Here is an 18,352-nt window from a genome sequence, read left to right as displayed (position 1 = left end):
ACAATGACCGAGCATGAAAACCAACCGGCTGGCGATGGCCAGATCGCAGACACCGTTGCGGGTACCGTGGCCGAAGACGCGGCTGCTGTTCGTCCGACCCATTCCGGCTTCGTCGCCCTGATCGGTCCCACCAATGCTGGCAAGTCGACCCTGGTGAACCGGTTTGTGGGTGCCAAGGTGTCGATCGTCAGCCATAAGGTGCAGACGACGCGCGCCGTCATGCGCGGCATCGCCATCCATAACAATGCCCAGATCGTCTTCATGGACACGCCCGGCATTTTCAAGCCGCGCCGCAAGCTGGACCGCGCCATGGTGACATCCGCCTGGGGCGGGGCCAAGGATGCGGATGTGATCCTGTTGTTGATCGACAGTGAACGCGGATTGCGCGGCGATGGCGAAGCCATTCTGGAAGCGCTGAAGGATGTGCATCAGCCGAAAATCCTGGTGCTGAACAAGATCGACCAGGTTCGTCATGAGGATCTGCTGAAACTGGCCTCCACCGCCAACGAGGCGGTCAAATTCGAGCGCACCTTCATGATCTCCGCCACCAACGGTTCTGGTTGCCAGGACGTGATGGATTATCTGGCCGATTATCTTCCGGAAGGCCCCTGGTACTATCCGGAGGATCAGATTTCCGATCTGCCGATGCGCCAGCTGGCGGCGGAAATCACCCGTGAAAAACTCTTCCTGCGCCTGCATCAGGAATTGCCTTATTCCTCCCATGTCGAAACCGAGAAATGGGAAGAGCGCAAGGACGGCTCGGTCAGAATCGAGCAGGTGATCTATGTCGAGCGCGACAGCCAGAAGAAGATCGTGCTCGGCAAGAATGGCGATGCCATCAAGTCGATCTCCACCAGTTCGCGCAAGGAAATGTCGGAGATTCTCGAGCAGACGGTCCACCTGTTCCTGTTCGTGAAAGTCCGTGAAAACTGGGGCAACGATCCCGAGCGGTTCCGTGAAATGGGCCTGGAGTTTCCAAGGGACTAACCGCTATTCGTTCTATGCCTTGATCCGGTTGGCGATGAACTTTGAAATCGACGGGCCGAGCGCCAGGATCATCAGGAAGCGTGCCGTTTGCAGGGCCAGCACGAAGGGCAGGTCCACATGGGTGGTGGCGGCAATGATCGCCACCGAATCCAACCCGCCCGGGCTGGTGGCGAGATAGGCGGTCAGCGGATCGACGCCGAGCAAATACCAGAGCAGAAAAGCCAGGCAGCCGCCAAAAGAAATCAGAATCAGGATCGACAGGGCGACCTGTGGTGCCGCCTTGGCGGCATGCAGCAAAAGACGGCGGCTGAAGGCCAGCCCGATGCGCCACCCGACCATGGCATAGGCCACGGCCAGCAGCCAGAGCGGCAGTTCGATCTTCACCAGCCCGAAGGAATTCAGCACGGCCATGACCAGCATCGGCACCAGCATCGTGCCTGCCGGGATTTTCAGATAGTGACCGGCGGCTGTGGCCGCAGCGGTAATCGCAAGCGTCATGGCCAGAGCTTGCCAATCAATTTCAGGAAAAAATACCAGGGGTGGCGGCTCGGCACCGGCGATATTGAAGACGAAGGCTGCCATGGCCGCAGCCGCCGAGGCCACACAGACCACCCGCAGATATTGCATGAAGGCAACCAGCCGCGTGTCGGCGCCGTAAGCTTCTGCCATCAGCACCATGGCCGAGGCCGCTCCGGCCGAACTGCCCCAGACCGCCGTGGTCCCCGGCAGAACATGGCGCCTCGCCATGATATAGCCGAGCAGCGAACTGAGGGCGATCACCGACAGGGTCGCGCCGATAAACAGCGGCCAATCCTGCAAGAACCGTCGCAGGATATCGCCATTCAGCGATTCGGCGATCATGCAGCCCACCAGCGCCTGGGCGGCGATATAGGGTGGGCGCGGCAGGGAAAGCCTTGCGCCATTTGTGGCAAAGACGATAGCGGCGATCATCGGCCCAAGCAGAAGGGCTGCAGGGAAGCGGACATATTCCAACGCCCCGGCCACCAGCAGCGATAGAACCAGCAGCAGTATCCATTTAAGCGCGGATGGAAGCGCTGTCAGCCGACCGTCGCCCAAGGCGGGTTCGGGGTTTTTCGTGTCCATTGGGGTCATGTCATGCCGTCTTGCGGGATCTGAACCAGGGATACGGCGCTGAAATGGAGCATGCCGCAGGTTGAAGGGCCTGGTTGTTGTATAGGGCCATCTTCCTGTTTGCGCCATGCAAAATTCCGGCATGCCAGCTATGCTGCCTGATTGCCAAAAGACATGCTGGCTCGGAATCGTATATAGAGAATATCCAGATTTTTTACGGGCGAAAATCATCGCTCTGGTATAAAAACAATCCATGGAATGGACCGATCAGGCAATTGTGTTGGGTGTGCGCAGGCATGGCGAAACCAGCGTCATTGCTGAAATGATGACGCTGGCGCGGGGCCGACATCTCGGTCTGGTGCGGGGCGGGCGATCACGCACCATGCAGCCGGTGTTGCAGCCGGGCAATGTCGTGGAAGTCACCTGGCGGGCGCGGCTGGAAGAACATCTGGGCGATTTCCGCGTCGAACCGTTGCAGCTGCGGGCCGGCCATCTGATGAGTTCTGCTACGGCGGTCTATGGCGTGCAGGCGTTGGCGGCTCTGCTGCGGCTGCTGCCGGAACGCGAGCCGCATGGACATCTGTATGAGGCGATGAATATCATTCTCGATAACCTGCATGAGCCATTGGCGGCAGGTGAGTTGTTCATCCGCTTTGAACTGGCAATCTTGAATGACCTTGGTTTCGGCCTGGACCTGACAGCCTGCGCGGCGACCGGCGGGCGTCAGGATCTGGTTTTCGTTTCGCCGAAGACGGGAAGGGCGGTTTCGCACGCCGCCGGTCTGCCCTATGCGGACAGACTTCTATCCCTTCCGGTTTTTCTACAGCCGGAGCCGCTCGCGGGAAAAGGCAAGCACGCCGATGCCCATGCCCTGCAACAGGCCTTCCGGCTGACCGGTTATTTTCTACAAAGACATGTGTATGAACCGCGCGGGCTCACGGCTGGAGCCGCGCGCGATGGTTTCTGTCAAGCGGCGCTGAAAGCCTTGGAGACGCCGGATGAGATCGCACTCGGCGGAGCCGCCCCGAAACCGGTGAGGTTGCCATAGGCATTCTCATCGGATTTTTTCATATGCGTCCGAATGGCGCGGTGCAGTTCGGTGACATTGCTGTAAATGCCACCATCCAGATCGATGACCGGAAATTTGACCGCGATGAATTTCACCCGGTTGCCTTCCGGGACGCTGATTCCAACCGGCACACCGGCATATTCAATAACTTGCTTTTCCATAGTCATATCCCCGCCCGCTTTGATACGCAGGCCAATAGTCGATCAATTGTGGTGTCTTGTTTTAAGAACGCGTCACATTCGACAGCAAATGAAAGACATCATCATAACGCCTCTCACGCCAAGCGGGCATAGGTGCGAGGAGCGCGCCGCATGGTGCGATAGTCTGCGCATATGCTTTACCTCCTTGCATAGGAACCGGTTATGGATCCGGTTCGACATTGAACACGTGTCGATGGATTTCCTGTCTGGTTGGCAGATCCTGGTAGCGTGTATCGCCACCTTGTCGACAGCGTTGAAGGTAAGATCAACGGATCAATCCGTCAATGGCGATGCGATCAAAAACAAAATATATTTTTGTGATCGACGGAATATGAAGGTTTCATGGCAAAATGAATCCCACATGCCCCATTTCGAAAAATAGCGTTCGCATTGCGGCAAACCTGCGCAGTCGCAAAAAACCAGAGGAAATTCTCGTTAAAATTGAAATATTGGATTTTTATGCAAAATATCTGCCGGTTAAGAGAACCGTTTACCGGCGCTTCTTGAGTTCTATGCCTTCCGGGCGCCTTTCCAGCACCTCCACAGTATCGCCAAGGCGCAGCGTGCCAATGGCGAGAGGAACAGTGTTCCAGCCGAACAGCGGACCGGGAACGCGCCTGTCACCCGACATGCGTAGCCGTCCCATGGCGGCAAGCGGCGAGGGGCCGGAGCGTGATCCACTTTTCTGATCCTGTGTTGTCATGATACAGCGGGTGCAGGGCTTGACGAGATCGAAGCGCAATCCGCCAATGGCGATGCTGGCCCACTGGTCCTCTTCCCAGGGCAGTGTGCCGTCGATGACGATGTTGGGCCGGAAGCGGTCCATTGTAACCATGCCTTCGTCATGAGCTTCCATATCGGCATTCAGTGCGTCGAGCGAGGCGGTCGTGGTGATCAACACCTGATAGCCATCGACAAAGGTAACGGGCGCGTCCGGTCCGGCCCAGTCTGGATTGGCCAGGCGCGAGGCTTGGTCATCGAACAGAACCAGTTCGAGCGGCCTGCCGAACCATTGAGACAAGGTGTCGTTGACGGCGGGATCAGCCAGGGCCGAATCAACCAATGACCGCCAGACAGTGACCAGCTTGCGACTGATAAAACTCTTCAGCGACACACTGATGTTGCTGCTATTATCGAGTTGCAGATGTACGAATTCGCCATCCAGTCGCACCTCCAGCCGGGCCAGTTCAGGCAGTTCTCTTTGGGTGACGAAATGCCCCGAAGGCTCAACCAGCATAAACTGGCGATCGCCGAGAAGACCCTTGGGGCGGATGTCGGCTTGTGTCAGGGCAATGCCCCGGGCGCTTTTCACAGGATAGATGCAAAGGGCGGAGAGAAACATCGGATCTCAGATCTCCTCAAGAAAATCACTGAAAATTGCCTGTAGGCGGGCGTGGCGTTCGCGCGCCATTCGTTGTCCGGTCGGGGTCTGGAAGCCGTCCGCCAGTTTGAAAAGCTTGGTTTGAAAATGGTCGATAGCAAAGCGCTTATCGTCCAGTGGGCGTTGCAAAGCCTTCGGATCGGCTGGATCGTAAAGGCCGGAACCGAGCCGCCCGGCAATGTAGAAACAGCGCGCCGCACCGACCACCCCGATGGCATCCAGCCGGTCGGCGTCTTGCAGAATTTTTGCTTCCAGCGTTTCGGGTGCAAGATTGGCGGAAAAACTATGGGTGAGGATTGCGTGAGAGACCGCTTGGATGCTGCTGGCTGGCCACTGACCGCCTTCCGTCAGGATCGCTTCAGCTTTCTTTGCGGCAAGGCGGGACGCATCCGCACGGTTGGGCGCATTCTTTTCCATGGAGACGCAATCATGCAGCAGCACGGCAGCGGCGAGAACCTGACTGTCGCCGCCTTCAACCGCGTGAATGCGCATGGCGTTTTTGAACACGCGTAAGATATGGGCGGTGTCATGCGAGCCGTCATTGCCCTCAGTGGCATGCGGCAGGAGCCATTTGGCAAGATCGTCATGAGGGGCGAAGGCTGGGGTGATCATCGGAGTGTCTTCTCGGAGGGAATCAGTCGGGTCTGCTGCATCATTGCCCAAATCCGTTGAGATTGGCGAAAAAATCCAACCTGAAAATCGCAGGATTTTGCCATGGTCTTCGCAGGAGACAAAGGAGCAGGCAAAGACGCAATTTTCCGTGATCTTGCGCGGCCTTACCTGAGAATTTTCCAAGCCAATCTCCAGACAGCCCCGAATTTATGGGGGTATTTCTAGCCTCATACAAATTATCACCTATAACAATTGCCTTTTGACGAAAGACCCCAAATCACGATAGTCATCGCCCTGCGCCGTCCTGTCTCGCGTTTAAATGGCGCTATAAAAATAGAAACAACCTAGACAGGGGTTTTCAATGACGAGCGTTTCTTCAGCGTCTCTTTCGTCCGTATCGTCTTACAACGTCGGCTCGACATCCAGCTTGGACACCAATAGCGATGGTGTCGTTTCTGCGGAAGAACAATCCGCAGGATCTACCAGAACTCAGGATCCGACCGTCCTGAGCGACAGTGCCGCCAACAGCACATCCTCGCAGCTTTCCAGTGACCTGATGGCGATGGAACTGTCCCGTGGGGACACGACTTCCACCGACCAGAATGCAACCAAGTCCATCGATACCGATAGCGATGGAAAAGTAACCAAGGAAGAATTTGTCAATGCACGTCCGGAGGATGTGTCTGAGGAAGATTCGACCAAGATGTTCGAGGCCATTGACTCGGAAGATGCTGGCTATGTGACCGAAGACCAGATGCAGCCCGACGGCAAAATGCCTCCTCCGATGATGATGGGCGGTATGGGTGGTATGGGTGGTATGGGCGACATGCAGAGCCTTAGCAGTATGATGTCCGGTGACAGCAGTGGTAGCGAGGACAGCATGTCCATGGATGACGTGTTCAGCCAGATGAGCTCGGTTATCAATGCCTATCGTTCCGCTGGCGGCACCGCCGACGACACCGATACGACCGGACAAACTGCCGCCGCCTGACGGGTCGCTATCGCACCCGAGCATTCCAGTTCAGGACCACAGGTCCGGTCGGTTCAGGCTTGAGACTGGAACATCGTTATAGCAGCCATGAGGCTGAATGCTGCCCTGAAGGGCCGCTACTTGCAAACAAACGGCATGGAGACATGATGCCTATGCCGATTGAACCCGCATCAAGCTTTACCAATCTATCCCTTTTTATCCCATTCAATGCTGATTTATAGATCCCTCGGATCGAGCCCATCCGTATCAAGCGGAGCTGGAGACCGGATCGACTGCTAGAATTGGCAGCACAAATGGCGCATTGCCATCGGCGTCCTGGCCACGGCCTAGCTTTTTCATCGCCGCAACGAAGCGCCCTCCGCGTGAAAGCAGGCTATCGGCAATCTCCACCATCCGTATATTGGGCGTCGCAAATGGCGACGCGGCCCGCAAGCCTTGCGCCAACGCCTCCTCGTCCTGTTCGGGATGCAAGGCGAGACTGGCAATCAAGGCTGCGGCTGGCGAGCGTGATACCCCCATCCAGCAATGGATCAGCAGCGGCGCCGTCTGGTCCCAATCCTTCACGAAATCAATGATCTGTTCCACATGCACATCTTGCGGGGCGATGAGATCGCCTCTACCGGCAAAGGTAATGTCGTTCAGGGCAAGCGTCAGGTGCCGGCCCGGTGAAATCACTGCGGGGCGATGAAAATCCTGTCCCTTGGCCAGCAGGCTGATCATCTCTTTTGCCTTGTGGCGCACCGCCATTTCAGCAAGGCGGGCCAGCGGACTGACGACGAAATACGTCATGGCGCACCCCCACTGGATTTTTTGTGCTTTTCCGCCTCACGCAGGCGCTCGATGGCGTCGAAACGCTCCGCAAACTGCCGCTGCGCTTCAATGGCTGGCATAGGGCCAAGCGGTAGCATGTCGACGGTGATATGGCGCGGCTGGCCGAAGATCCGCACGGCTTCCGCGCTGGTAAATCCGGCAAGCTCGGTGGCCTCGAAATAGGCGGCGATGCTATCGGCTTTCTTGATGAGGTTCTTCAAGCTGGCTGTGGGATGTGCGGGTAGGCCAAATCGCAGATGGATGGCCGCCTCCAGCCGCTTTTCAACCAGCTTGTAGCCACCGCCCACCACCGCCTTGAAGGGCGAAATCATGTCGCCGATCACATATTCCGGGGCATCGTGCAGCAAGGCCATTTGCAGGTCGTTGGCGCTGTATTTGCTATTGCAGCGGCGAAAGATCTCTTCCACCACAAGGCTGTGCTGGGCAACGGAAAAGGCATGGTCGCCCACCGTCTGGCCATTCCAGCGGGCAACGCGGGCCAGGCCATGGGCAATATCGGAAAGTTCGACATCAAGCGGTGAAGGATCGAGCAGATCGAGGCGACGACCCGACAGCATCCGCTGCCAGGCCCGCGCCGATATCGGAGGAGGGACGGCGGGCATGTCAGTCCCCGTCTGACGTGGCAGGAAAATCCAGGCCCGTCCAGACGGGCAGGTGCAGACGCACGGCCTGATCGCCGACCAGAATAGGCGTGCCATTAGTTATCGCATCGCCAGCCCGGTCGATACGCAGGATCGCCAATCCCATGTTGTCCAAGACGGTGCCGAGTGTGCCAAGCGGCTTACCATCGGCACGAAGCTCGGTGCCGGTCGCGGGCAGGGGAGCGTCGGCGGAAACGATGGCGACCCGGCGGCGGGCCATTTTGCGGTGATGCATGCGCGACACCACTTCCTGCCCGACATAGCAGCCCTTCTTGAACGAGACGCCGCCATTGAGATCAAACAGCACGTCGTGCGGATAGGCATCCTGGAGCGGATAGTCGAGCCCCGCTTCGGCCACGCCCGCGTTGATTCGCAACGCTGTATAAAGCCGGACATCATCCCCAGCCGAGTTGACACGACCCGGCACGCGCCAGACCGTTTCGCCAGCAGCGGCGAACCGACGGTCCTGAAAAGCGGTTTCAGTCGGCGCCTCGTCCCAGATCGCCGTGACGCCGGTAAGTTCAGCGGCGGTAAGGGTGACGGCGGCGCGCAGCTTGTAGAGTGTCAAGCGGCGCAGTAGCGCGTCCTGCTCACCGGCTGCCACCTCCAGCAGATAGCCATCGGCCAGCGTATAGACCAGCATATCAAACAGGATCTTGCCCTGAGGTGTCAGCAAGGCGCAAGGAGCGGCTTGCCCAGGCTCGATAAGGCCGAGATCCGCTGTCAGCAAATTGTTGAGAAAATGCGCGGCCTCGGCTCCAGTGACCTTTAGAAAAGCCCGGTTTTCAAGAAAAACGGCTGGCATGAGACGATCCAATCACATCTTGCGAAACCACGGCAGTATTGGGTGAGGTCGTGGATTGCATATTTTTCTCTTCAGCAAATTGATTGCCGCGAGGTCAAATAGGCTAGAGGCTGCCTGGCTCAAACTGAACCCGGCAACCTCTCGTGACCTTTGACATCATTTGCCTTGTTGGGAAACGCGGGTCCCACTTTTCCAAGGCAAGCACGCGTCCATCAATCGCCTGCCGTGAAGAATTTCCATTTTCCATCGGGTGCAATGCCGATGCGGAAGAAATTGTAATTGCCAACTTCCAGCATGTTTTCAAAATCGCCTGCTGTCACCAGCCGCAGCAATTCCACCTTTTCCGGTGGGGTCAGCGTTGTCAGCGGCTTTTCGGCAAAATACGGCCAGACATAGGCTTCCTCCGGGGTGCCAGCATTGACATGCACGAAGCCGGTCGACAGCACATCCAGCATGATGGCCAGGACTTCGAGGCCATCGGGATCGCCAGAAACGCTCTTGATCGTCTGGATCGGGTCGCCATTGTCATTGCCGAGTGCCAGCGCGGTCGGATCGTTGCCGCCCGCCAGAAGCGCGCGCAACCGTTCCGGGTCGCCGGAGGCTGCGGCTTCCACCAGCTTTTCGCGCAGTTTGCGCACCGGTTCGGGGGCCTTGCTGATATCGTAGATCACCTCAACAGGCGTGTGCGGTGCCGCTTCGGCAGCCGCTGCCTTCGCCTTGTCGGCGGGGGTTGCCTGCTGTGGTTCGGTGCTGGGCGCGCTCTTCGGATCGGAGGTGCTATCGGTTGGCAGGCCCGGCTGCTGGCCGGTTTGCGGTTGCTGTCCCTGCTGCGCCGCATCCTTGGCACCGCCTTGCAATTCCGACAGAGCGAAACCGCTGGCCGGAAGAGCCAGAACGGCAACGCTTGCCATCCAGCCGCAGACCAGAATTGTTTTTACATTGTTCTTGAGACCGGTTGCCTTTGCTCCGGTCTGGCATGCCTTGCGCATCTTATTGCCTCTGAAACTTACTGAACACTTCGCTTGGGAGAAAACTCACCGGCCAGCATACGGGCGCGCAAAGACTCCAACATGGCTTCCGCACCATCTTCGCCATGAATGCGGATGGTTTCGCGCATGGCCAAAGCAATGGCCGCATCGGCGATGATTTCCGGTTCGATGCCATCAGCCATGCCATCGGCCCAGGCCTCGTTCTGATATTCGAGGGCAGCCTGCATCTTTTCATGAACGATCATGTCGTCAATCTCGTTGCGGCGTGGTTCCATTCTGCATGTCCTCGAAGCGATACTTACTCAGCTGTTAACGACTCTATCAGTGTTTTATCAAAACGACACGGGCGAATGCTAAATCGGATGAATTATTGGTTAATTTCCAAAGCGCGCCGTCATTTCCCGAACAAGTGTTGCGCCTTCAGCACGATACTGGCTTTCTGCCACCCGAGCAGCAGAAGTGCAAGAGGGATGCACTGCGGCAAAGGCCCGATAACCACGGTTATAGGCGGCTGTCAGCATCTGCTTGCGGGCTGGTTCAGTGCCTGCATCGAGCGCGATCAGCTTTTCGGCCGCAGCCCGCCATTGCTGCTCCGGTTGGCCCGCACAGAGATTGCGCAGATAGGTCACGGTCCCCAGGATTTCCGAGAGCCGATTCAACTGTCCGTCATAGGGTGTTGCCTGTTGCGCAGGCGTTGCAGCCTCGCCGGGCAGCTTTGCCGGGGGCGCGACATTTGCCGCTGCAGCAGTTCCCGCCAGAAGGACGGACACGGTACAAAGGACAGGAAAAAGCAGTATTCGTCGGGTCATGCATATCCATGGCATATCCGGCGGATGCGCCGGGATTAACGTCAATCTTATCACGATTCCCGCCTTGGTTTACGCTGCTTTACCGCAAGCCACCAGCTTTTCTACGCAGTCGAGCACGCTGGGTGGCACGGGCAGATCCCGGATTTCCACCGGGCTATACCAGCCCAGGGCTGCGGCATCGCTTTGGGCGACCGCTGCCGCCGCCGGGTCGTCCAGGGTGACGAGGAAAACGGAAAGCCGGAAGTGATGGTGACTGGGGCCGCCGGGGTCGGGGTAGAGGTCGTAGCTGGCAAACAGACTGGGCGCATGGGCCGATAGGCCGGTCTCCTCCTTCAACTCGCGCAAGGCGGTCTCTTCCGGTGTTTCGGCGGGTTCGCCACGCCCACCGGGAAATGCATAGAGATCGGCGGCGGGCGGCTTCGAGCGCTTGACCAGCAGCAGCTTGCCTTGGCGGATCACGATGGCGGAAGAGGCGGGGGCGAAAAAAACCGGGACGGGTTGCTCGGTCATGCGATGCTCGTTCTGTTTGCTGACCCGATGCGTCAGGCAGTCATTGTAAGGTCGCTTGACGATAGGCTCTGTGACTGCGAAGACAAGTGCATGTGTGGACGTTTTGCCCTGACCGTGACACCGGACGAAATCGTGGAGGCCTTTGGTCTGCACGAACTCGAGGCCTTTCCGCCCCGCTTCAACATTGCTCCGACCCAGCCGATCCTGACTGTCGGCAATGGCGAGGTGCCGATGGCGGGCAGCAACCTGCCGAGCAGGCGGGCGCTGCTGGTGCGTTGGGGTTTTCTGCCCGGCTGGGTGAAGGACCCGAGTGATTTTCCGCTGCTGATCAATGCGCGTTCTGAGACGGCCGAAACCAAGGCGTCGTTTCGCGGCGCCATGCGCCATCGCCGTGTTTTGATCCCGGCCTCCGGCTTTTACGAATGGTATCGGCCAGCAAAGGAAAGCGGTGAAAAACCGCAGGCTTACTGGATACGGCCCACCCAGGGCAGGATTGTCGCGTTCGGTGGCCTGGTCGAAACCTTTGCAGCCGCCGATGGATCTGAAATCGATACCGGCGCCATCCTGACCACCCGTGCCAATCGCTCCATTCGAGCGATCCATGACCGCATGCCTGTCGTGATCGGCCCGGAGGATTTCGAGCGTTGGCTGGATTGCAAGCGCCATGAGCCACGCCATGTCGCCGACTTGCTAAAGCCCGCAGACGAGGACATATTCGAAGCCATTCCGGTGTCCGACAAGGTCAACAAGGTCGCCAATACCGGCCCGGATGTGCAGGTCCGTATCGAGAATCCAACGCCGAAAACCGAACCCAAGCCGCCTTCGCAACAGCTATCGCTGTTTTGAACGCTATTGGAAAAAGGGCGTCCTCACGCGACTTTTTTGATCGGCGCTCGCTTCAACATCAGGGCGGCGGCAATCACTGCTTTCAGACCGATCGGGCGGTAATTGTCGCTCAATTCCGGCTTGGCCGGTTGCGGTGCTTCTTTAGCTTGCAGGGGGGCGGGCATGATGTTCTCCAAAGTGTTTCCATTGCGGCCTGTCAGGTTTGCTTGCAACCTGACGGATACGCATTTCCCTTGTTTCAGTCTGTCCTTATCGAGAAAACCGGATTGCGTTTTTCCCGTAACAAACTCCAGAACAGTGCTTTTTTGACTGCTCAGGTTTAGAGATCATGACACTTTCGTGAACAATGCAAATTAATTTAAATCAAAGGCTGCTACTTTTCGTGAGTCTGTTTTACAATTTCCGGTTTTAAAGGCCTGTTTCAAAGGCCTCGATCCATTCCGGCGCCGTGATGGTCGTCGTGGTCTTCCATGACGGTCAAGGTGCCGTATTTCCGTTTCCAGGCGCGGGCGCCGAAGGGCAGGGAGAGAACATAGACAATGACCGTCACCGACAGGACTTCCCAGGTGAAGCTCATCAGCAGGGCGACATAAAGCACCACGGCGATTGTCAGTGGCAGAACCAGATCGCGGCGGACCTTCTTTTCGGATTTGCCGGACCAGACCGGCAAACGGCTGATCAGCAGGAAGGCGATCAGCATCGTATAGGCCGAGGAGGCAAAGGCAAAACCAGGCGTGGCTTCCACGCCCAGAAAGCCAAGATAGATTGGCAGCATGACCAGAAGCGCACCAGCCGGTGCCGGAACGCCGACGAAATAAGCGCTTTGCCAAGGGGCCTTGATGGCACGCTCGTCCATGACATTGAAGCGGGCAAGCCGCAGGCCTGCTGATATCGCAAAGATCAGCGCCGCGATCCAGCCGAAGGACCGGGCCTGGTCCAGAATATAGACATAGAGAACCAGGCCGGGCGCCACGCCGAAATTGACGATATCGGCGAGAGAATCCATCTGGGCGCCGAATTTCGATGTGGCTTTCATCAGACGGGCGATGCGTCCATCAATTCCATCGAGAAAAGCCGCCACCAGAACCATGCCGACCGCAAGCTCGAAGCGCCCCTCGAAGGCCAGGCGCACGCCGGTCAGGCCAGCGCAGATTGCCAAAACGGTAATCAGGTTGGGAATCATCAGCCGCAGGGGAATTTCCCGCAGCCGAGGCCCGCGTGAGGCCTCGTTGACCTCCTGCTGGCCCGCGTGATTCTCATCGGCCTGAGTTTTCGGCACCTCATGCGTTTCCGAAGGATGCGCCTGATTCTGCGGCGTGTCGCTGTTCATGGCTGACCTGTCTCCGTTATGGCCTGCAAAAATCGTCTCAGCTGCGGCGGCTGATGACCGGGCCCTTTGCCGAACCATATTCCGCGATCACGGTTTCACCACCAATCGAACGCTGGCCAACCGCGACGCGAGGCTCGGCACCGGCTGGGAGGTAGACATCCAGTCGCGAACCGAAGCGGATCAGGCCGAAACGTTCGCCAACCCCGAGCGCCTGGCCGGGCACCGACCAGCAGAGGATGCGGCGAGCAACCAGTCCGGCGATCTGCACCACGCCGATGGCGCCGCGCGGGCCGTCGATGACCAGCGAGTTGCGCTCATTGTCGCTGCTGGCTTTGTCCAGTTCGGCATTCAGGAAACTACCTTCGCGGTAGACGACCTGACGGATGGCACCGCGCACCGGGGCGCGATTGATATGGACGTCGAAAACATTCATGAAGATCGAGATGCGCAGCATCGGTTCGCTCGACAGCTTGCAATTCTTCCGGGGGGATGACCATCTGGATCATCGACACGCGGCCATCGGCCGGGCTGACCACCAGATCGTCATCCTGCGGGGTGAGGCGCTCCGGGTCGCGGAAGAAATAGGCACACCATAGGGTCAGCACCATGCCAATCCAGAAGAGCGGACCCCAGATCCATCCGAGCACCAGCGATCCCACGAAGAAAGCGCCGACGAAGATATAGCCTTCCTTATGCACGGGGACGAGGGTATTGCGGATCGTATCGAACAAGGACATCGGTAGGACTTCTCCTGAAAACTCTATTGATGACGTGACTACCGCGAAACGTGTTCAGGGGCAATGCCGGGCCTGAGTGAGGTCATCCACAGGCAGGCAGTCGCACTTTTATACACGGGCATTACACAGCAGGCGGCAGGCGCGTGACCACGCCGAGATCGTCGCTTTCGCGCACCTGGCGCAGATGCTCTTCTGCCTGGGTTGCCTCCCGCTGTCGGTTCCACATGGAGGCATAAAGGCCGTTTTGCGCCAGAAGTTCCGTGTGAGTGCCGCGCTCGGCGATTTCGCCCGCTTTCAAAACGACGATCTCATCAGCCCCGATCACGGTCGACAGCCGATGGGCGATGACCAAAGTGGTGCGGTTTTGCGAAACAATGTCGAGTGCCGCCTGGATATCCTGCTCAGTCGTGGTGTCGAGCGCCGAGGTTGCCTCATCGAGAATGAGGATCGGTGGGGATTTCAGCACGGTACGGGCGATGGCGACGCGCTGCTTTTCGCCGCCCGACAGTTTCAGGCCGCGCTCGCCGACCATGGTCTTGTAGCCCTGCGGCAGTTCGCGGATCGAGCGGCTGATCTGGGCAATGTCGGCGGCGGCTTCCATCTCGGCGTCGCTGGCCTCTGGCCTGCCATAACGGATATTATAGGCAATGGTGTCGTTGAACAGCACCGTATCCTGCGGCACCATGCCGATGGCGGCGCGCAGCGAGGTCTGGGTGATGTCGCGGACATCCTGCCCATCAATGCGGATCGCGCCCTGCTGCACATCGTAAAACCGGTAGAGCAGCCGTGAAATCGTTGACTTTCCCGCACCCGATGGGCCGACGACGGCAACTGTCTTGCCCTCCGGCACGGTGAAGGAAATTCCCTTCAGGATCGGCCTTGCCGGGTCATAGGCGAAATGCACGTTTTCGAAGGTGATCGCGCCCTTGGCGATGGCAAGCGGCTTTGCATCGGGCGCGTCGCGCACTTCCGGCTCTACCGCCAGAAGGTCGAACATCTGCTCGATATCGGTCAGGCCCTGGCGGATTTCGCGGTAGAGCATGCCGATGAAATTCAGCGGCACGGAAAGCTGCAACAGCAGCGCGTTGACGAATACGAAATCGCCGATGGTCTGCTCGCCGCGCTGCACGGCCAGTGCTGAAAACACCAGCATCACTGTCATGCCCACACCGAAAATCAGCCCCTGGCCAAAGTTTAGCCAGCCGAGCGAGGTCCAGACCTGGGTCGCGGCCTTCTCATAGCGGGCCATGGAGGCATCGAAGCGGCGAGCTTCCATGGCTTCATTGCCGAAATATTTGACCGTCTCGAAATTCAACAGCGAGTCGATGGCTTTGACATTGGCGTCGGTATCGCTGTCATTCATCGAGCGGCGGATGGCGATGCGCCAGTCCGAAGCCTTGACCGTGAACCAGACATAGACGGCGACGGTGACGGCGGTGATCGCCAGATAGGAGAGGCCATAGCCCCACCAGAAAATTGCCGCCGTCAGGGCAAATTCGATCAGCGTCGGAATGGAGTTGAGAATGGTGAAACGGACGATGGTTTCGATGCCCTTGGTGCCGCGCTCGATGATCCGCGACAGCCCGCCGGTCTTGCGCTCCAGATGGAAGCGCAGCGACAATTGATGCATGTGCAGAAAGGTTATATGGGCAAGCCGTCGCACGGCATATTGGCCCACGCTGGCAAACAGCGCGTCGCGAAACTGGTTGATGCCCATCTGCACGATGCGGGCCAGATTATAGGCGATGACCAGCATGACCGCCGACAGCATGAAGGCAGGCAACAGGCCCGTCGCATCCATCTTGCCGTTCAGCGCGTCGGTGGCCCATTTGAAATAATAGGGCACCAGCATCAGCACAAGCTTGGCGATCACCAGGAACAGGCTGGCCCAGACCACCCGCATTTTCAGATCGAGGCGCTCGGCTGGCCACATATAGGGCCAGAGATTGACGATGGTGCGCCACGGATTGCTGCTTTCGGCCGAAACCGTTTTGACTTTCTGATGCATGCTTTATGTCCTGCGCGCGGGCTGGTGGAAGCGCGGTCGGTTCCCTAAAGCGTTTCTGCTCTTCGTGAAATCGCAGCAACGCTCTCGCTCTTTGTTTTTACGCATTTCCGGGCGGAAAACCGGTTTCCACTTTTCCTGGAAATGCTCTATGGGGCCGCCCGGAAGGGGGGCAAAAAAGAGGCGGCACGAAAAAGGCGACCCTGGGGCCGCCTTTGGTCGTTGCTGATATATGCAATATGAGCGAGACAGGCAAGGACCGGACGGGTTTAGCCCCGTCCTTGCCAGTGTTTGCGTCTATCGCTTGTGCTCCAGCATCCATTTGCGATGAATTTTTTCCGCCTCATCATCCGGCATGGATTGATCCGGCACGGTGAAGGTCTGGCCGGGCTCGATCAGGTCGGGATTGCTGATCTGTTCGGCATTGGCGACATAGATCGTCGTGTAGCGCACACCCTGGCCATAGACCCGCCGGGAAATCTGCCAGAGCGTATCGCCCCGGCGGATGATCACCGCATTCTTGCTTTCCGTCAGCGGCGCCTGGCTCAGCACTGGCGGCGATGTGCCGTCGGTTGGTGCGAGGGTCGGTGCCGGGTTTTGCGTCGCTGCGGCTTGCGCGGCGGCAATTTTGGCTGGCATCGGCTCCAGCGCCGCATCGACAAGCGACTTGAGGGTCGGCAAGGCATTGGCCATTGCCGTGACCGAAGCGGTCGGCACTTGCTTGAGGACGACCAGAGCCTTGTCGGCCTGGTCTGCCATGCCCGCCATGAACGTGCTGGCGGTCTGGTCCGTGCTGGGGGTCGGGCGGAAATCGGCAACCGCCTTCAGGGCAAATTCCAGCGCCGAGCGCGATGCGGCCAGGCTTTCCAGCGTTGGTGTCTTGCCATCGGCAAACAGGTTGCTGAGCAATGCGAAGGACTTGGCCAGCGTATCGCGCTGCCGGTCGAACAGGTTGCTATCGACGGTGGCCGGGTTGACGGTGCTGCTGGCAGCGCCGGGTTGGATTTCCGGTGCGACAACCGCAACCTGATCGCCTTCCGGCCGGTTGAACGGCACGGACGCGCGCAGGGTGACCTTGCCTGCTGCATCCTTCAGGTCGACACTGATGATATGCTGGCCGACGGAAAGCGCCATCTGGCCTTCGACCACGAAATGCCCCTTCTGGTCGACATCCGCCGAGCCGATCTGCTTGCCATCGGCATAGGCGGTCACGGTGCGGGCCTTCTGGGCGTTTCCTGCCACGAAGATCTTGTCGCCTTCAAGCTCGACGGCGGTGATCTGCAAATCGGCAGCGGACAGGGATGGGCTGGACGCAGACCCTGGGGATGTCCTGGGCGTAGAAGGCGTGGCTGCGGCAACGCGGCCCTGCTTGTCGACACCATTGATCTGTTCAGGAGCCTGTGGCTGGCCCTTATCCTGTTGCGAGACTTGATCCTGCTGCGGGCCACTGATCAGCCGGCTGGCTTCGCCGGGCTTGGTCACCATGGCCAGCACGTCACCGGATGGATCGGCCGGGACGGAAACCGTCGCCTGTTCCTCGGACCCGATGGTTTTGCCTTCCTTGGTCGTGGCTTTCAAATCCAGAGAATGATCGCCGGGCGACAAGGGCTTGTCGAGCACGATGGCGAAGTCGCCATTGGGAGAAGCGGTGGCGCTGGCAATATTGTTGGAACCGTCATGGACCTCGACCTTGGCGCCCGGTGCGGCACTGCCGGCGATGACCGTCGAGCCGTCTTTTTCAACGCGCAACACGTCAAAACGCGGCATGTCTGGATCGATAGCCACTTCCGGTTCGCCGCGCATGACCCGACCGATATTGGCGATCACGGCGGCGGCTTCCTCAGGTGAGGCGGGCAGTTTGGCGACGAGTTGCAAGGCCCGGGCCGCCGACGCCTTGGCCCTGGTCATGCTCTCGGCAAGACCGGCTTCAATTCCAGCCGGAAGATCGGCATCGGACAAGGCCTTCAGCGCGGTCAATGCGGCAATGCGCGTTGTGGCATAAAGTTCGGGGGCCGGGGTTTTCTGGTCGGCAAACAGGCCCTCCAGCGTTGCCACCGATTGCTCGGCGGTTTTGGTCAGGCGCTGCATCTTGGCGGCGGCCTGGCCATCGGGGGCAGGGGTGGGCGAGGACGGCCCGGACGCCTCTGGCGTCGCCGCCTGTTCAGCCGGGGCAGCAGGTGTTTCTGCCGTCTTCTTTGTGCCGCCAATTTGCGGAAGCACGAAAAACACCATCAATACTGTCGCAATGGCAAGCACGCCGAGAGCCAGCCAACCGGCACGGTTTTTCATAGTCCAACGTCTCCGGGCGGATTATTCCGCCATATCCCTTGAAACTGATAGAGCGCCATGGGGTATGAATACCCCATGAAGGACGCTCAAAAGTTTTGTCCCCACTGCATGACCCAGCTCAAAACCGCAGACCGGTGCGGTGCTACGGGCTTGGCGTTTCCATCGGATTTTCCAAAAATTGCGTCCCGCATTCTGGTCCGATCTCTTACATCCATTGGGATTTAAGAC

19 protein-coding genes and 1 pseudogene are annotated in these 18,352 nt (G+C 58.7%); 4 read left to right on the top strand and 16 right to left on the bottom strand.

The features are described from left to right. Positions 1 to 3: 3 nt before the first annotated feature. A complete protein-coding gene (era, locus tag V6582_RS04585; RefSeq protein ID WP_156550598.1) occupies positions 4 to 987 on the top strand; it encodes a GTPase Era in 984 nt (327 codons plus the stop codon). Between the two features lie 12 nt (positions 988 to 999). On the opposite strand, the gene V6582_RS04580 is transcribed toward era, so the two are convergent. Next, positions 1,000 to 2,100, bottom strand: a complete 1,101-nt coding sequence (locus tag V6582_RS04580; protein ID WP_234889801.1) for an AbrB family transcriptional regulator — start codon at positions 2,098 to 2,100, stop codon at positions 1,000 to 1,002. Between the two features lie 232 nt (positions 2,101 to 2,332). Here V6582_RS04580 and recO point away from each other — a divergent pair, with 232 nt between their 5' ends. Continuing rightward, positions 2,333 to 3,127: a DNA repair protein RecO gene (gene recO / locus V6582_RS04575; protein WP_156633598.1), complete on the top strand. Its 795-nt coding sequence runs from the start codon at positions 2,333 to 2,335 to the stop codon at positions 3,125 to 3,127. Here recO and V6582_RS04570 read toward each other — a convergent pair. From V6582_RS04570 to V6582_RS04560, 3 genes are all read right to left on the bottom strand, one after another. Further along, positions 3,046 to 3,309: a hypothetical protein gene (locus V6582_RS04570; protein WP_156633597.1), complete on the bottom strand. Its 264-nt coding sequence runs from the start codon at positions 3,307 to 3,309 to the stop codon at positions 3,046 to 3,048. The genes recO and V6582_RS04570 overlap by 82 nt on opposite strands. A 529-nt stretch (positions 3,310 to 3,838) precedes the next feature. Continuing rightward, positions 3,839 to 4,690 (bottom strand): MOSC domain-containing protein, encoded by an 852-nt coding sequence (locus V6582_RS04565; protein WP_156633596.1) that lies wholly within the window; start codon positions 4,688 to 4,690, stop codon positions 3,839 to 3,841. 6 nt (positions 4,691 to 4,696) lie between these two features. Next, positions 4,697 to 5,341 carry an HD domain-containing protein gene (locus V6582_RS04560; protein ID WP_156633595.1) on the bottom strand — a complete coding sequence of 215 codons (645 nt, stop codon included), beginning with the start codon at positions 5,339 to 5,341 and terminating at the stop codon, positions 4,697 to 4,699. Positions 5,342 to 5,702: 361 nt separating this feature from the next. On the opposite strand from V6582_RS04560, the gene V6582_RS04555 reads away from it, so the two are divergent. Beyond that, on the top strand, positions 5,703 to 6,332 hold the full coding sequence (locus tag V6582_RS04555; protein WP_156633594.1) for a hypothetical protein: 630 nt from the start codon (positions 5,703 to 5,705) through the stop codon (positions 6,330 to 6,332). Between the two features lie 246 nt (positions 6,333 to 6,578). Here the strand turns inward: V6582_RS04555 and V6582_RS04550 are convergent, their stop codons facing one another. From V6582_RS04550 to V6582_RS04520, 7 genes are all read right to left on the bottom strand, one after another. Then, a complete protein-coding gene (locus V6582_RS04550; RefSeq protein ID WP_156633593.1) occupies positions 6,579 to 7,121 on the bottom strand; it encodes a tyrosine phosphatase family protein in 543 nt (180 codons plus the stop codon). Next, positions 7,118 to 7,765 (bottom strand): YfbR-like 5'-deoxynucleotidase, encoded by a 648-nt coding sequence (locus tag V6582_RS04545; RefSeq protein ID WP_156633592.1) that lies wholly within the window; start codon positions 7,763 to 7,765, stop codon positions 7,118 to 7,120. Before V6582_RS04545 ends, V6582_RS04550 begins: the two co-directional genes overlap by 4 nt. 1 nt (position 7,766) lies before the next feature. Beyond that, positions 7,767 to 8,609 carry a YgfZ/GcvT domain-containing protein gene (locus V6582_RS04540; RefSeq protein ID WP_156633591.1) on the bottom strand — a complete coding sequence of 281 codons (843 nt, stop codon included), beginning with the start codon at positions 8,607 to 8,609 and terminating at the stop codon, positions 7,767 to 7,769. A gap of 212 nt (positions 8,610 to 8,821) precedes the next feature. Continuing rightward, a complete protein-coding gene (locus V6582_RS04535) occupies positions 8,822 to 9,598 on the bottom strand; it encodes a hypothetical protein (protein WP_156633590.1) in 777 nt (258 codons plus the stop codon). A gap of 17 nt (positions 9,599 to 9,615) precedes the next feature. Next, positions 9,616 to 9,873, bottom strand: coding sequence for a hypothetical protein (locus V6582_RS04530; protein WP_015915468.1), 258 nt, complete (start codon positions 9,871 to 9,873; stop codon positions 9,616 to 9,618). A gap of 99 nt (positions 9,874 to 9,972) precedes the next feature. Next, on the bottom strand, positions 9,973 to 10,407 hold the full coding sequence (locus tag V6582_RS04525; RefSeq protein ID WP_234889800.1) for a TIGR02301 family protein: 435 nt from the start codon (positions 10,405 to 10,407) through the stop codon (positions 9,973 to 9,975). A gap of 69 nt (positions 10,408 to 10,476) precedes the next feature. Continuing rightward, on the bottom strand, positions 10,477 to 10,917 hold the full coding sequence (locus V6582_RS04520; protein WP_156633589.1) for an NUDIX hydrolase: 441 nt from the start codon (positions 10,915 to 10,917) through the stop codon (positions 10,477 to 10,479). Positions 10,918 to 11,007: 90 nt separating this feature from the next. Here V6582_RS04520 and V6582_RS04515 point away from each other — a divergent pair, with 90 nt between their 5' ends. After that, positions 11,008 to 11,763, top strand: coding sequence for an SOS response-associated peptidase (locus V6582_RS04515; RefSeq protein WP_156633588.1), 756 nt, complete (start codon positions 11,008 to 11,010; stop codon positions 11,761 to 11,763). A 23-nt stretch (positions 11,764 to 11,786) separates the two neighbouring features. Here the strand turns inward: V6582_RS04515 and V6582_RS04510 are convergent, their stop codons facing one another. The 5 genes and pseudogenes from V6582_RS04510 to V6582_RS04490 all read right to left on the bottom strand — a co-directional run bounded on the left by V6582_RS04510 (position 11,787) and on the right by V6582_RS04490 (position 18,124). Continuing rightward, positions 11,787 to 11,927, bottom strand: coding sequence for a hypothetical protein (locus V6582_RS04510; RefSeq protein ID WP_174089192.1), 141 nt, complete (start codon positions 11,925 to 11,927; stop codon positions 11,787 to 11,789). 257 nt (positions 11,928 to 12,184) lie between these two features. Continuing rightward, on the bottom strand, positions 12,185 to 13,093 hold the full coding sequence (locus V6582_RS04505) for a CDP-alcohol phosphatidyltransferase family protein (protein WP_156633587.1): 909 nt from the start codon (positions 13,091 to 13,093) through the stop codon (positions 12,185 to 12,187). Positions 13,094 to 13,130: 37 nt separating this feature from the next. Continuing rightward, positions 13,131 to 13,830 (bottom strand): annotated as a pseudogene (locus V6582_RS04500) (phosphatidylserine decarboxylase). 121 nt (positions 13,831 to 13,951) lie between these two features. Beyond that, positions 13,952 to 15,838 (bottom strand): ABCB family ABC transporter ATP-binding protein/permease, encoded by a 1,887-nt coding sequence (locus V6582_RS04495; RefSeq protein WP_156633586.1) that lies wholly within the window; start codon positions 15,836 to 15,838, stop codon positions 13,952 to 13,954. Between the two features lie 294 nt (positions 15,839 to 16,132). Further along, positions 16,133 to 18,124 (bottom strand): Ig-like domain-containing protein, encoded by a 1,992-nt coding sequence (locus tag V6582_RS04490; protein WP_156633585.1) that lies wholly within the window; start codon positions 18,122 to 18,124, stop codon positions 16,133 to 16,135. Positions 18,125 to 18,352: the final 228 nt, after the last annotated feature.

Source organism: Agrobacterium vitis, from assembly GCF_037039395.1.
GTDB lineage: Bacteria > Pseudomonadota > Alphaproteobacteria > Rhizobiales > Rhizobiaceae > Allorhizobium > Allorhizobium vitis_E.
This window is presented reverse-complemented; position numbering and strand designations above follow the sequence as displayed.